Annotated in this window: 12 protein-coding genes; 3 read left to right on the top strand and 9 right to left on the bottom strand. The window is 38.4% G+C overall.

The window, feature by feature from the left end; translation table 11 throughout:
- Window positions 1–21: 21 nt before the first annotated feature.
- The 5 genes from msoX to yvoA form a co-directional block, all read right to left on the bottom strand.
- Window positions 22–1,176, bottom strand: coding sequence for a TIGR03364 family FAD-dependent oxidoreductase (gene msoX, locus F928_RS14940; protein WP_005076634.1), 1,155 nt, complete (start codon window positions 1,174–1,176; stop codon window positions 22–24).
- Window positions 1,177–1,277: 101 nt separating this feature from the next.
- On the bottom strand, window positions 1,278–2,987 hold the full coding sequence (fbpB, locus tag F928_RS14945) for a putative 2-aminoethylphosphonate ABC transporter permease subunit (protein WP_005076636.1): 1,710 nt from the start codon (window positions 2,985–2,987) through the stop codon (window positions 1,278–1,280).
- A complete protein-coding gene (locus F928_RS14950) occupies window positions 2,981–4,183 on the bottom strand; it encodes an ABC transporter ATP-binding protein (protein ID WP_005076639.1) in 1,203 nt (400 codons plus the stop codon). The genes fbpB and F928_RS14950 overlap by 7 nt, the downstream gene beginning before the upstream one ends.
- Window positions 4,184–4,205: 22 nt before the next feature.
- A complete protein-coding gene (locus F928_RS14955; protein ID WP_002114487.1) occupies window positions 4,206–5,243 on the bottom strand; it encodes a putative 2-aminoethylphosphonate ABC transporter substrate-binding protein in 1,038 nt (345 codons plus the stop codon).
- A 91-nt stretch (window positions 5,244–5,334) separates the two neighbouring features.
- On the bottom strand, window positions 5,335–6,057 hold the full coding sequence (gene yvoA / locus F928_RS14960) for a UTRA domain-containing protein (protein ID WP_005076640.1): 723 nt from the start codon (window positions 6,055–6,057) through the stop codon (window positions 5,335–5,337).
- A 1,246-nt stretch (window positions 6,058–7,303) separates the two neighbouring features.
- Here yvoA and alr point away from each other — a divergent pair.
- Complete coding sequence (gene alr, locus F928_RS14965; RefSeq protein WP_005076643.1) at window positions 7,304–8,596, top strand: alanine racemase; 1,293 nt, start codon at window positions 7,304–7,306, stop codon at window positions 8,594–8,596.
- 150 nt (window positions 8,597–8,746) lie between these two features.
- Here alr and pobA read toward each other — a convergent pair whose 3' ends face one another.
- Window positions 8,747–9,961 (bottom strand): 4-hydroxybenzoate 3-monooxygenase, encoded by a 1,215-nt coding sequence (pobA, locus tag F928_RS14970; protein ID WP_005076645.1) that lies wholly within the window; start codon window positions 9,959–9,961, stop codon window positions 8,747–8,749.
- A gap of 141 nt (window positions 9,962–10,102) precedes the next feature.
- Here pobA and pobR point away from each other — a divergent pair, with 141 nt between their 5' ends.
- Window positions 10,103–10,918 carry an IclR family transcriptional regulator PobR gene (pobR, locus tag F928_RS14975; protein WP_005076648.1) on the top strand — a complete coding sequence of 272 codons (816 nt, stop codon included), beginning with the start codon at window positions 10,103–10,105 and terminating at the stop codon, window positions 10,916–10,918.
- A gap of 54 nt (window positions 10,919–10,972) precedes the next feature.
- Here pobR and F928_RS14980 read toward each other — a convergent pair whose 3' ends face one another.
- On the bottom strand, window positions 10,973–11,569 hold the full coding sequence (locus F928_RS14980) for an NAD(P)H-dependent oxidoreductase (protein WP_005076651.1): 597 nt from the start codon (window positions 11,567–11,569) through the stop codon (window positions 10,973–10,975).
- Between the two features lie 98 nt (window positions 11,570–11,667).
- Between F928_RS14980 and F928_RS14985 the strand changes: the two genes are divergently transcribed.
- Complete coding sequence (locus F928_RS14985) at window positions 11,668–12,570, top strand: LysR family transcriptional regulator (protein WP_005076654.1); 903 nt, start codon at window positions 11,668–11,670, stop codon at window positions 12,568–12,570.
- Between the two features lie 66 nt (window positions 12,571–12,636).
- On the opposite strand, the gene F928_RS14990 is transcribed toward F928_RS14985, so the two are convergent.
- Window positions 12,637–13,020: a carboxymuconolactone decarboxylase family protein gene (locus F928_RS14990; RefSeq protein WP_000064100.1), complete on the bottom strand. Its 384-nt coding sequence runs from the start codon at window positions 13,018–13,020 to the stop codon at window positions 12,637–12,639.
- Complete coding sequence (locus F928_RS14995; protein WP_005076657.1) at window positions 13,017–14,474, bottom strand: NAD-dependent succinate-semialdehyde dehydrogenase; 1,458 nt, start codon at window positions 14,472–14,474, stop codon at window positions 13,017–13,019. Before F928_RS14995 ends, F928_RS14990 begins: the two co-directional genes overlap by 4 nt.
- Window positions 14,475–14,595 lie beyond the last annotated feature (121 nt).

A 14,595-nucleotide genomic window follows, 5' to 3' on the forward strand; every position in this document is an offset into this window, starting at 1 on the left:
TGGTTTAAACCAGATGACAAACTAGTAAATATTTTGTTCTAATATTTCTTTCATAAAGCCAGCCCCTGTAGTCATGCCTTTGCCAGCAATCGCACTCACCAGAAAGATATTTTTTTCAGCTTCAGCGACACAGGCCAACTCATGTTCATGGGCCAGGTAATAACCATTCCAACGTTTTTGAATTGGAGGTAAAGTCAGCCCTAGTTTTTCGTGGCAGTACGTTTGAATAAACTCATTAATCTCTTCGCGTTGCTCGAACTGAGGCGCTTCGTTAATAGAATGATATTCGTGACTATCTCCTACGATCAGTTCGCCAAATTCATTTTGTTTAATCAGAATATGAATACCGAATTCTTTAATGAAACCCTGTTGTGATGCTTTAACCAGCTCTGCATGACTTGGGCAAATTTCAAAAGCTGGATAACGTGAAATGGATAAGCCCGAATAAAGAGAAGCATTTAAGTTTTGGTGAAACCGTTGAGTCAGGGCCATTTGCAAACCACAACGTTTCAGATTCAAGCTTTGTAAGAGATCTGGATATAAAACATCGATGATTTCACCGTGACAGATCAAAACTTTATTTGCCCGGTATGCCTCGCCACTTGCCAAACGAACCTGACAAATTTCATGTTGATATTGGGTTTGTACGACACAAGCATTGGTATAAATCTTTACGCCTTTTCTTTGTGCATATGCCAATAGTCGCTGCCCAATCACATGCGGTTCGACCGAATAGTCTTCTTCAAAAACCAAACCACCTTGAAACTGCTGCTCGGGGTTTAAATAGGAAAATTGGGTGACCAGTTCATCATGGTTTAGCAAATGAACTGGAATTTGGTAATTATTTGCACGCTCGGCAAACTCATTTAAAACCTGCCATTCAAGTGCCGTATTGGCGAGATACACACCTTGTCTTTGCTCAAATGAAATATCGGTTTCAGCTTGAATACGCTGATAAAAAGAACGCGTTTCAAGAGCGTACTTTCGCCACTGTTGCTCTGGATGGGTTAATGTCGAAGTTCCAACCATGCCGAAATTACGGCGAGTTGCCCCCACAGGCTTGGCATTTTTCTCGAAGATGCAAACTTTCAAGCCTTGTTCTTGTGCCTGTATTGCAGCGGACAAACCTAAAATACCGGCTCCGACAACAATTAAATCAAACTGTGCATTATTCATAAGACTTCCAATTTGCGAAATTTAGGATGAATAAACCCTTGCCTTGTTGAACAAAGCATTTCGTTTCAGTCGGTTAAATAAAAATTGTGTTTAGCTAAAACTTAGTGAGAACTTTCACGCCATTGCTGACTTCTTGCCATAATTTTTCGGGTAAATAACCAGTGAATGAGTTTTACAACACATGAGGTGGTTAAAATGAGAATGCTCATCGCAACAGCGGCAACGGTATCTCCCGCATCATCCATATTTAAAACAGCTACCGCAGCTAAACTGGTGTCTGGTGAATAGAGGAAAATGGCAGCCGACACAGTGGTCATCGCATTCACAAAAATATAGACCGATACATCGCATAGCGCTGGAAAACACATGGGCAAATACACTTTCCAAAAGGTTTTCCACTTCGATGTTCCTAAAGTTTGTGCTGCTTGGTCGAGCTGTAGCGGAATTTGTTTAATCGCATTGGTTAAAGTCAGATGTGGCACGGTGTAATAATGCACAATGGTTGAAATCACCAAAATGGTCATGGTTCCATACAGCACATTTAACGGATTACTCTGCTGGTTAAAAAACAAAATATAAGCAATACCCAAGACCAATCCCGGCACAGCGAGTGGCAGTAAAACCAAAGCTTGTACATAATTTTTAATCAATGGATGTGCTTTAAAACGTTCGGTTAATAGCGCCACCATAAAAATCAGTGCTGTTCCAAAAACCGTACTAAAGAGTGCCATGCGAACCGAGTTAAAGTACGCTGCCCAACCGCCGCCATCGACATATTCAAAACTGTAATGTGCTAAGGTCAAAGACAAATCATAAGGCCAAGACTGAATAAATGATGCGAGCACAGCCGTAAAGATAATCAGTAAAATTGCCCCTGAAACCAACCCACAAAATAGGCTCAGAACAACTTCAAGTTTTTTATTCGATGCTGAAACATAAGGTTTAGCCTGAAAGGCTTGAAACCGTGCATGGCGCTTGCTTTGTATTCGATCGAAAATGAATACGAACACTGCTGGTAGCAATAACAAGATGGAAATCACCGCACCCATGCTCATATTTTGCTGACCAATAATCTGCTTATAGACATCAAGCGCCATCATGTTAAATGAACCGCCAATGACTTTCGGAATTCCGAAATCGGTCAGCACATAAATAAAAGCCACTAAACTTGCACTGATGAGTCCATAACGAATTGCAGGTAATGTGACGTGATAATGCGTCTTCCAGATGTTTTTACCCAGCGACAAAGATGCCTCAATTAAACGCTGATCGACACTGCGAAAAGACACCATCATCAACATTAAAATTGCTGGAAATAGCCAAAAGCAATAACTGATTAAAATACCGATCGGACCATAAATTTGTATATCGCCCAGCAAAGGTTTAAACATACCTTGTTTACCAAACAAATAAACCAATGCCAAAGAAGGCAAAAGTGATGGCGCTAAAATCGGTAAAAAAGCCACCAATTTAAAGAAGCCTTTGCCTTTTATATTTACATTGGTGAGTGCAAAAGCATAAATACTGGCAAGACATACTGTAATGACAGTAGCAGCACAAGCAACCCACACTGAGTTAAATACAGAACTGAGTAAAGCTGGACTTGCAAAATAGTTATAAAAATTTTCAAGACCAACAAAATTTTGATTTTCATCAAAAAATGCAGTTTCAAACAGCATGATTAATGGAGCAATAATCGCTAAAGTCAAAGCGATTGCGACCATAGCCAAAGCAATATTTGATCTTAATGAATTTTCAGTTTTTCGACGCGGCTGTGTTTTTAAAACCGCTGAAGCAGCTTCATTTAACATAGTGCGTACCCTTGTTCGTCAAAGACATGGATGAGCTGATTAGGTACTTTTATAAACATCAGTTCTTGCAAAGATTTGAACTTGGTATTTTCAATTTCAATTTGTAAAAGATGTTTTGCTTGCTCAATTCCATCGATATGAATAGTGCAAAACAAACGACGTTTCGCGCCTAAAAATTCTGTGCTTATTACTTTAACCGGCAAATACAAAGACTCTTTATCACTACCGAAATCATCAACCAACTCGACAGCTTCGGGTCTAAAACCAGTACTGTAATTTTCCCCTGCTTTAAGTTTTTGTTGCTCCAAATTTAGAGGAATAAAACCTAAAACCTCGAGCTGATTAACGACCGAACAAGTGGCTTTTAAAAAGTTCATGGTGCCAATAAACTTAGCAACGAATTGGGTTTGTGGCTTGTAATAAATATTATGCGGTGTATCAATTTGCTCAATGACGCCATGATTCATCACCACCACACGATCAGAAATGCTTAATGCTTCTTCTTGATCGTGTGTGACCATAATGGTTGGTAAATTAAGCTGCGATTGAATCGAACGGATCTTTTGTCTTAGGTTTAGACGTACCTGAGCATCGAGTGCGGACAATGGTTCATCCAACAGTAAAATATCTGGATTCGGAGCAATTGCCCGTGCAAGCGCAACACGTTGCTGCTGCCCGCCCGACAATTGATTTGGATATTTTTTAGCAATATCGGGTAATTCAATCAGTTCTAATAATTGCTGAACTCGTTGACTACGCTGTGCCTTATCCCACTTTTTTTTGTCTAAGCCAAACGCAATATTTTCTTCAACGCTTAAATTTGGAAATAATGCATAGTTCTGAAACACAATGCCACAGTGACGCTTTTCAGCACTCAACAACGTAATGTCTGCGCCCTTTTTTATAACCTTTCCATAGTCAGGTTTTTCTAGACCCGCAATTATGCGTAGCAATGTGGTTTTACCGCATCCAGAAGGTCCCAAAAAGCTCACGAACTCGCCAGCTTTCAGGTCTAAATTAATATGCGTTAGGGCCTGAAAGTATTGAAACTTTTTTTGAATATCTATCACTTCTAAAACCGAAGGGCCATGTTCAGGATATTTATAGGTCGTTAATGTCGACAATAAATGCCCTGCTAACTCAGCCTTTTGGTTTTGACCTAGCAGCGATGATTGCAATGACGAAGGAATTTGCATAATGAGGCCTTTATCCAAAAGATCACTTTTCAAAACGCTTTGACCATTCAGCCAAAATACGTTCACGCTGCTCGGCCGCCCAATAAAAATCATTTTTTACGAGCATTTGAGGAAGGTTTTTCGGGAAGTCCATAGTGGTATTTTCAATTCCTTTGTAGGCCACCATTGAAAAGTTATGGGCATAGGCTTCATTTGCCGCTTTGCTTACCGACCAATTTATAAATTTCTGTGCGCTACTTAATTTCTTGGTTCCTTTCACAATTGCTGAGGCTTCCATTTCCCAGCCTAAACCTTCAGTTGGATAAACCACTTCTAAAGGTGCACCCTCTGCTTTTAATTTAAATGCCGGATAGCCGAAAGAAATTCCAATTGGAATTTCGCCTTGTGCAGCCATCTTGCAAGGTTTTGAGCCCGAATGAGGATATTGTGAAATGTTTTTATCTAAAGCCTGCATATAGTCCCATGCCTGCTTTTCGCCCCAAATTTGCATCCAAGCCGTGACATCTAAATAGCCTGTGCCACTCGAAGCTGGATTTGGCATCACAATCAGGTTTTTATAAATCGGGTTGGTTAAATCTTTCCAAGTTTTTGGAATTGGTAACTTACGTTTTTCTAATTCGACTTTATTTACACAGATTGCAGATTCCCATGCATCCATACCCGTCCAAGTCGGTACAGGTTTTTGGCTTACAAATTCTGGTTTTAAATTTTGCACACCGTCAGGTTTGAAAGGCTCAAGCATGTCTTTCTTTTCCATGACCAGCAAACTGGTTAAAGCAACACCAAAAACCACATCCGCTTGAGGATTTTTCTGCTCTGCCAAAAGTTTAGCGGTGATCACACCTGTTGAATCACGTACCCATTTTACTTTTAGCTCTGGATAGGCTTTGTGTAATTCTTTTTGGTATTGCTTAAGCTGATCGGCTTCCACTGCCGTATAGACTGTAATTTCTTCTGAGTTTTTTGATGTTGCTGATGAACATCCCATTTGAATAGCGACCACTACACCTAAAACTGATGCAGTGCCGAGTTTGATTGTCTGTTGAACATACTGTTTCATCTGCAAACCATCGAATGCAATTATTTGATGATCGTATTTCAACAGCTTTATATGACAGTTTAATTAATCTGGTTTAAACCAGATTGTATTTTTATGCTCGCGCTTCGAAATGTAAATCTAAAACATCATGTAGCCAATATTCTTGGTCGACATCAGTAATTACGCCTTCTTCATTTCTATTACTACGACGAATATATAAACCGAGCGCGCCTACATTGACATGAAGTGCTTTGGCCTGCTGTTCCGATAAAGCGGTTGGATACAGATTAATGTCAGCTCTGGTGATATGGCAGTTATATTGATTTGCCATCAGTAAAGTAATGGATTGCTTAAGATCATGAGTTAAAAACTCAGGAAAAAGTTCGGCATTCACCCGTAAATGCTCAACCAAAACAGGTCGTCCATTAATACAACGACGTCGCCAAACCGAATAAATCTGATGCCCTTTTTCAACTTTTAAAAGCTTGGCATCCCAAGAAGTAGCCTGAGTCAGTTCACTCGAAATCACTTCGGTCGAAGGTTCATAGCCTTGTTCAATCACAAACTGATTAAAGTTTTTTGTAGATTGCGGGTGATAAATAATACGAGGAGAACGAACATACCAACCACGGCGGTCTAAACGATAAATCAAACCATCGGTTTCCAAAGCCAGCAAAGCTTCACGCGCAGCCACGCGAGTAGTTTGGAATTGTTCAGAAAGCACTCTTTCCGAAGGGAGTTTTGCGTGGGCTTTTAATAAGCCAGATTCAATATCGTGGGCAATTGTATCGCGGATAGGAATATATTTAGGTATGCGAGCTTGGTCCTGTTCCATACAAACTTAGAATTTATAAATAAAGAAATTAATAGCAATATACTGAAAAAATGTGACAAAAGCTTTTATTAATGCTGATCTTTTAAGCAAAACGCGTCCTATTCCCCGCTTTTTCCAATTCATTTTTTCATAAAAAAAATCGAGTGTTCACGCCTACAATAGCTTCTGAAAATTTTCCTTAGCTCATTTGTTCATCAAGAAAAATCGGCATCGCATAGCCATTACATCATATTTAGTTAGACACTTTTTAAGATAAAAATTCATATTTCTGTACGGACTCTTACACAGGAATTGACGGTTTGCACTAAAAATCAATATCACGCCTCCTATATTACATTCTTGTAGAATTAGAATAACATGATCAAGAAAAACCCAAATCATCCTAAGCAATAAAAAAATACATTCATCATCTTATATTTATAAAGTCTTAATATAAAATTATTCATTTAATAAAAACTAAAATATTAAGAAAATCACTCAACCTCAAAACAAACATAAAATTTTAATTTAACTAAAACCTTAAACAATAAATCTAATTAAAAAAAGAATATAAAACATACTAGCTCATTTATTGCACAAAACAAAAACTAAAAACTTGCGGTTAAATACCATCCAATTATTCATTCAATCTAATTAATATTTTATTTATAAAATTTAAATTAACTTATTAAAAACTATTAAACATGACATTAGATGCTTAAAAATTGACATGACATAATCCAAAATTTTAAAACAGCTTTAATAAATAATAAATAAGCTTATGAAAAATATAGTAATTTTAATTTTTTATATTCTATTGAATAAAATTATGGCTATTTATTTCACCTTTTTTTATATTTTACCAACTGATAAAAATCACAATCCAACACATTTAAAAAATAAAAAAATCTCTTGTAATAATAAAGTTAATTATTTACCAAATGTTATATTTTAAAAAATTTTATTAAAAACAGCACCAATAAATAGATTAAAAAAATAACATTCAAGAAATTATAATAATTTTTCTTCTTGTTTTTTTATGAATGTATATTTAGATTTAATTAAGATTAATTGAAATTAGATTTGTATTTTTTCAATTTAGTTTAAGCAAAATTAAACTTTACTTAATAGCGACTATAATATTTTAAGGAGAAAGTATTATTAAGACCAAATCGTGTGACATTTTAAATCAATTATATTTCAGTACTTAACCATAAAAATTCACCCAGCATTAAATTATATTTAGCCAGGAAAGATTAAAAAACTCATGAAACTTAAAACAAAATTTTCTCATCTCGCTTATAGCTGTGCATTAATATTATTCGGTTCGGTGCAATTTGCTCATGCAGCTCCTTTACTTACTCCCCATGTTACAAATGAAGTAAGCCCTGCTCCTACAGCAAATGCATGGATTGAAATTGATACTCAAGCTTTTGAAGATAATATTAAAAGGACAAATCAGTTACTTAATGGCAAAACACAACTTTGTATAGTCATGAAAGCTAACGCATACGGCCATAGTATTGATCTACTTATGCCAAGTGTTATGAAGTTAAACGTATCTTGTATTGGCATTACCAGTAATGCTGAAGCGGCTATGGTGCGTAAGCATGGCTATAAAGGCAAAATTACACGTTTACGTACCGCCACAGATAGTGAAATTATCAATGCACAGGCGTTAAATATTGAAGAGCTTTTAGGTAATTATGACCAAGCTGCTCGTATGTCTAAATGGGCAGAAGCGAACAATACAACTGTTCATTACAGCTTGGCTTTAAATTCAGGCGGTATGGACCGTAATGGTCTTGAAATGGCTACGGCTCTAGGCAAAGAACAAGCTGTGGCGATCACCAAACTTCCACATCTTAAAATTGACGGCATTATGACCCACTATGCTGTAGAAGATGAAAAATTTGTCCGTGAGCGTCTGGCGCAATTTAATGAACAAACCGCATGGTTGATTAAAAAAGCCAAACTGAATCGTAAAGAATTAACATTACATACAGCTAATTCATTTGCTACTGTAAATGTTCCTGAATCACATTTAGATATGGTTCGTGCAGGCGCAATTATATATGGTGATTTTCCTAATCACCCTGAATTTAAAGGTATGATGGCATTTAAAACACAAATTGCCGCAGTGAATAATTACCTGAAAGATTCAACTGTAGGTTATGACCAAACCTATACGTTGAAACGTGACTCTAAACTTGCAAACCTCCCTGTAGGTTATTCGGATGGCTACCGTCGTAGTTTTAGTAATAAGGCTTTTGTATTAATAAATGGACAAAAAGCGCCAGTGGTGGGTCGAGTATCAATGAATACTGTTATGGTTGATGTAACAGATATTCCAGAGGCCAAAGCAGGTGATGAAGTTGTATTATTTGGTCATCAAGGCAATGCAGAAGTTAAAACGAGTGATTTAACGAGTCTTACAGGCCATATTTTGACAGAAGCCTATATCCCTTGGAGTAACTCTAATCCACAAGTGGTTAAACCCCTTCAATCTCAGCAACAAGTAATATTAACCAATAATAAAGTTGCGGCAAAGGCCAACTAAACTTTAGGTGAATTGATAGGTAGCCCTATATTCTAAAAAGTATTGGGGCTACTTTTAGCTGAATCACATCTTTTAAGCGATTTCATTCCATCCAGTTTTTATATAAAAAAAAAGAGCATTTGCATGCCCTTTTTATTTTTTATCTAGTCTTTAGCTTGCGTGCTTAAAACTATCAATTTGCTTAATCTCATAAGGCAAACCGACATAGTTTTCGGCCAATGTAGTTTTACCTGCGATCGAGCCAAGCACATAACTTAACTCGGCTTGTTTAATCTTATGATCAAACTCGCTCTCAGTTTCAAAACGATGCAATAAATGAGTCATCCACCAAGAAAAACGCTCAGCTTTCCATACACGTTGTAGGCATTTTTCTGAGTATTCATTTATACCTTGCTCGGAACCTTCGACATAATATTCAACTAGCGCACTTGATAAATAAGCAATATCAGAAGCCGCGAGATTGAGGCCTTTTGCTCCTGTCGGTGGAACAATATGCGCAGCATCGCCAGCTAAAAATAGTTTTCCAAAACGCATTGGTTCGGTCACAAAGCTACGTAACGGCGCGATACTTTTTTCAATAGAAGGTCCTGTGACTAACTTTTCACGACTTTCAAGGTCTAGACGGTTTTTTAACTCATCCCAGAACTTTTCATCTGACCAATCTTCGACGTGATCTGTTAAAGGGACTTGTAAATAATAACGGCTACGCGTTTCTGAACGCATACTACATAAAGCAAATCCACGCTCTGACTGCACATAAATGAGTTCATCGGCTACAGGTGGAACGTCTGCCAACACCCCTAACCATCCAAACGGATAAACTTTTTCAAAGGTCTTAATTTTATCTTCTGGCACGCTGGCACGGCAGACACCATGGTAGCCATCACAACCAGCAATAAAGTCACACTGAATTTGAAAGGCTTTACCTTGGTATTCAAACTCAACTTTTGGTGCAGTGTAAAAATCTTTTACTTGTACATTTTGAGCTTCATAAAATGAAGTGAGCTGCTCTGCTTCACGCGCAGTCATTAAATCTTTAGTCACTTCGGTCTGACCATATACAGTTACTTGTTTGCCACCCGTGAGTGCTGCCAAATCAACTCGATGCAATTCACCATTGGTTAAGATTTCGATGCCCGAATGTGGTAATCCTTTGTCTTTTAAATTTTGGTCAACACCTGCTTGTTTCAGTAAGTCGACCGAAACTTGCTCTAAAATTCCTGCACGAATCCGCGAAGCCACATATTCAGCACTACGTTGCTCAACAATAATATGGTCGATGCCAGCTTTATATAGAAGTTGCCCAAGCAATAACCCTGCTGGTCCAGAACCAATAATTGCAACCTGTGTCTTTAAAATATCCATAACTTCATCCTTGTTTCATCCTGACTTTTAAATTACTGGCTTTAAGTTTTGTGCACTATGTATCCAAGACGAAAATAACCGTTTATCATTTAGTTTGTCCGAATAGCGGACAGAAACAACCAAAATAACAGGAATGAAAGGATGCCTTCTCTCGATGCTTTTTTAGAGCACCCAAATTCGCATGAGAAAATTCGTCAAGAAGACTACATTGCAGGGTTAGCAAAAGGCTTGGCTTTACTCGAAGCTTTTGGAACAGATCGCCAGCGGCTCAATGTTACTCAAGTGGCTGAACGAACCGGTATTAGCCGAACAGCAGCAAGGCGTTATCTTAAAACTTTAAAATACTTAGGCTATTTAGAAACAGATGAACACTACTTTTGGCTCACTCATCGTGTGCTGCGCTTTTCGAGTTCTTATTTAAGCTCTGCCCACCTGCCTAAAGTTGCTCAATCATTTTTAAATCTTTTGTGCGCGCAGACATCGCTGACTTTTTCGATTGTGGTGTTAGACGATAACGAAGTGGTGCCAATTGCGCGTAGCTATTTACCACAACAAGATAATTTACGTGTAAGCCCTTATGGCATGCACTTAGGAAACCGACTCCCTGCCCATGCCACGTCTACAGGTAAAGTATTGCTGGCAGCACTGCCCGAAGAAGCTCAGCACGCGTGGGTAAAAAATTATGGTTTAAAGCGTTTGACCCCGTTTACCATTGTAGATGAGTCAAAGTTTTTTGAAGTGCTTAAAGGTATTTCGTTATCGGATTATTGTCTTTCTAAAGAAGAACATGAGCTTGGCGTAATTGCGATTGCTGTGCCCGTTTTTAACGCACAAGGTCAAGCCATAGCAGCGCTTAACTGCATGTCTCAAACCAACCGAGTACAAGAAGACTATTTGGTTCAGCAAATTTTGCCATTGCTGCGCAACACAGCAAATGAACTTAGAAATGTGATTTAAATAAACTGAAACTCTTGTCATTAATTAGAGGTACAAGAGTTTCAGCTCATGATTTTAAATGGCGAACTCTTTAACGCGCTGGTTTGCCAGATCTAATGCGTTGCTGCGATAGGCCTGCATGTCTAAGCCTTCTGCATAGATAAAATCGACGTCATGAATACCCATTAGCCCTAACACTGCTTTGAGATAAGGCGTGACTGCCTCAGTTTCTTGACCAACATGAATACCGCCCCGACTACTTACTACCACAGCTTTTACCCCTTCAACCAAACCTTGGGGATAAGTTTCGGTGTAGCGGAATGTTTGTCTTGCTCGTGCCACCAAGTCAAACCAATTTTTGAGTTGAGTCGGAACATTTAAGTTGTACATGGGTGCACCAATGACCAATAAATCAGTATTTTTTAATTCAGCAATTAATTCGTCCGACAAAGCAACGATTTGTTGAATGTCTTGATTTACATTTTCAGCCCCACGCAGCGCCTGAAAGATTTCTAAATCTAATACAGGCAGGTTCGTTTCAGCTAAATTGCGTATGGTGATGTCATCTTGCAAACCTTGGTCTTTTCGATGTTCAAGCATGATATCGATTAGGCGATTGGTTTGTGAACCCTCACCCATAATGCTAGATTTTAATACCAATATTTTAGCCATGACCGTCTCCACGTTTTTGATGAAGCCATATTAACCCCACAACAAATTCAACAGTGGTGATATTATTTCTTATCATTGGTTCCTTTTAGGCAACAATCATGCAACATGAGCTAAGTGCAATATCTATATTTGTGACTGTGGTTGAAGCTGGAAGTTTTGTAAAAGCTGCTGAGCAATTGCATTTAACTCGCTCAGCCATTAGTAAAAATATTGCTCGGCTTGAAGATCAACTTGGTGTGGCTTTATTTAAAAGAACAACACGTTCGCTCAGCATAACTGATGAAGGTGCTTTGTTTTATGAGCATAGCCGCCGAGCGTTAAGTGAAATACAAAATGCAGCGGCCCTGTTAGACCAAGGGAAAATAAACGCAACAGGCCGTTTACGAATGTCTGTGCCAGTACTGTTCGGACAACTCTTTGCTGCCCCACTCATGGTTAAATTTGCTCAACAGCATGCGGACTTACAGCTAGAAATTTCATTTAATGATCGAAATGTAGACTTGGTCGAAGAAGGTTTTGATTTGTGCATCCGAATTGGGGCGTTACCTGACACCACTCAGCTCGTTGCCAAACCGATTGGTGAACATCGAATGCTACTTTGTGCCTCACCTGACTATTTAAATGAAGCAGGTCCTCTACAAAATATTGAAGACTTAGACCATCACGCCACGATTGCCGATCCGCATTTTGGACAAATGCAAAAATGGCGACTTCAAAAGGAAAATGCAGAACCTTTATTTATAAAACCTAAAGCAAAACTTCTTTTAAATGACCTGCAAGCCATTAAAAATACAGCGCTTGCTGGAGCTGGTATCGCTTGGCTACCCGACTGGCTCATTCAAAATGAATTACAGGACGGTAAGCTGGTACAAGTGTTAGAAACCATGTCGAGCATTGCTTTTCCAATTCATTTGGTATGGCCTACACTGCCTTTTATGCCACTCAAAACCCGCCTTGCAATTGATTATTTGGCGCAGCATTTACCCCCTGAACTGAACTAATAAGCTTAAAATAAATAAGGCCTCGTCCACTTGAACAAGGCCTTTTTTAATATTCAAAGCTAATGTTTATTGCTCAGATTCAAATTCTTTAATTGCCTCTTTAGCAATACGAAAGCTATCTACAGCAGCAGGTACGCCACAGTAAATTGCAACCTGCAAAAGCACTTCACGAATTTTCTCTTTAGGTACGCCATTTCGAAGTGCACCTTTAACATGTAGTTTTAGTTCATGTGGACGATTTAAAGCTGAGATCATTGCCAAGTTAATTAAGCTACGCTCAGGTTTACTTAATTCTTCACGCCCCCAAACAGCTCCCCAGCAATATTCAGTGACTAATTCTTGAAGAGGAAGATTAAACTCATCGGCATTGTTGATTGAATTATTTACATATTCTTCACCAAGAACTTGTTTGCGGATTGCTAAACCCTTTTCAAATTTTTCATTACTCATATATTCAATCCTCCAAACAAGGTGTATTTAATTTCCAGATAATCTTCAATACCGTATTTAGAACCTTCACGCCCTAAACCAGACTGTTTAATTCCACCAAACGGTGCAACTTCATTTGAAATAAGGCCTTTATTAATTCCGACCATGCCATATTCAAGCTGTTCACTCACTCGCCAAGCACGGCCTAAATCTTTGGTATAACAATATGCAGCTAAACCAAATTCAGTTGCATTTGCCATTTCAACGGCTTGTTGCTCGGTTTCAAATTTAAATACGGCTGCCAGTGGACCAAACGTTTCTTGAGTTGCCACATCCATATCAGCGGTAACATCTGCAATCAGTGTCGGTTCAAAAAACAATTCACCCGCTTTATGCTTTTTACCACCAACCACAAGACGACCATTTTTATCTAATGCATCTTGAATATGAGCTTCAACTTTTTTCACTGCATTGGCATTAATTAATGGCCCAATGTCATGCCCTGCTTCTAATCCATTACCAATATTAAAGTTTTGAATTTTTTGACTTAAGGCAGCAATAAATTTTTCATAAATGCCTGCCTGCACTAAAAATCGATTAACGCAGACACAGGTTTGCCCTGCATTTCTAAATTTAGCAATGAGTGCTCCCTCAATTGCTGCATCTAAATCGGCATCATCAAATACAATAAACGGCGCATTGCCACCCAACTCTAAGGAAACTTTTTTTAAGGTTTTTGCTGAACGCTCAAGCAACATTTTGCCAACTGGTGTTGAACCAGTAAAAGTAAACTTGCGTACGACATCACTTTCAAAAATCGCATCACCAATATGAACCGCGTCGCCTGTAATCACACTGAAGATTTCAGCAGGCACACCCGCTTGCACAGCTAAGTCCACTAAAGCCAAAGCAGTAAAAGGTGTTTCAGGTGCCGGTTTTACAATACAAGGACAACCTGCCGCCAAGGCTGGAGCAACCTTACGCGTAATCATGGCAGCGGGAAAATTCCACGGCGTAATGGCTGCAACGACACCAATAGGCTGTTTATTTACGACAATACGAGCATCGGGATATGGACTCGGAATAATATCGCCATACACTCGTTTTGCTTCTTCGGCAAACCATTCAATAAAACTGGCAGCATATAAAATTTCACCCTTGGCTTCAGCTAAAGGCTTTCCTTGTTCACTCGTTAAAATAAAAGCCAATTCATCTGTATTTGAAATGATTAAATCGAACCATTTTTTTAAAATAATTGATCGATCTTTTGCTGTTTTATTTTTCCATAGCGGCCAAGCTTCTTTTGCAGCTTCAATGGCACGTTCAGCTTCAGCTTTGCCCATATTTGGGACAGTACCAATAATCTCTAATGTCGCCGGATTTAAAATTTCGGATGTTTGTTGATGGTCTGCATCGCACCACTTTCCAGCAACAAAGGCTTGCTGATGAAATAAAGCGAGTTCATTAAGCTGCATGATCATTATCCTGTTGAGATCTTCTGCATTGATAGTTGAGCGATATATAAATTAAATTGCTCATCATCAACTTTGTATTATGGCATACCAAAAATTAATTTAAAAAAATTTTCGGTATGCC

The organism is Acinetobacter pittii ATCC 19004 = CIP 70.29, from assembly GCF_000369045.1.
Taxonomy (GTDB): domain Bacteria; phylum Pseudomonadota; class Gammaproteobacteria; order Pseudomonadales; family Moraxellaceae; genus Acinetobacter; species Acinetobacter pittii.

Bases quoted from the DNA above. Each gene is read 5' to 3' on its own strand.
- F928_RS14995 (WP_005076657.1), bottom strand. From the start codon at position 14,474: ATGCAGCTTAATGAACTCGCTTTATTTCATCAGCAAGCCTTTGTTGCT.
- pobR (WP_005076648.1), top strand. From the start codon at position 10,103: ATGCCTTCTCTCGATGCTTTTTTAGAGCACCCAAATTCGCATGAGAAA.
- F928_RS14950 (WP_005076639.1), bottom strand. From the start codon at position 4,183: ATGCAAATTCCTTCGTCATTGCAATCATCGCTGCTAGGTCAAAACCAA.
- F928_RS14955 (WP_002114487.1), bottom strand. From the start codon at position 5,243: ATGAAACAGTATGTTCAACAGACAATCAAACTCGGCACTGCATCAGTT.
- F928_RS14985 (WP_005076654.1), top strand. From the start codon at position 11,668: ATGCAACATGAGCTAAGTGCAATATCTATATTTGTGACTGTGGTTGAA.
- msoX (WP_005076634.1), bottom strand. From the start codon at position 1,176: ATGAATAATGCACAGTTTGATTTAATTGTTGTCGGAGCCGGTATTTTA.
- pobA (WP_005076645.1), bottom strand. From the start codon at position 9,961: ATGGATATTTTAAAGACACAGGTTGCAATTATTGGTTCTGGACCAGCA.
- alr (WP_005076643.1), top strand. From the start codon at position 7,304: ATGAAACTTAAAACAAAATTTTCTCATCTCGCTTATAGCTGTGCATTA.
- F928_RS14990 (WP_000064100.1), bottom strand. From the start codon at position 13,020: ATGAGTAATGAAAAATTTGAAAAGGGTTTAGCAATCCGCAAACAAGTT.
- yvoA (WP_005076640.1), bottom strand. From the start codon at position 6,057: ATGGAACAGGACCAAGCTCGCATACCTAAATATATTCCTATCCGCGAT.
- fbpB (WP_005076636.1), bottom strand. From the start codon at position 2,987: ATGTTAAATGAAGCTGCTTCAGCGGTTTTAAAAACACAGCCGCGTCGA.
- F928_RS14980 (WP_005076651.1), bottom strand. From the start codon at position 11,569: ATGGCTAAAATATTGGTATTAAAATCTAGCATTATGGGTGAGGGTTCA.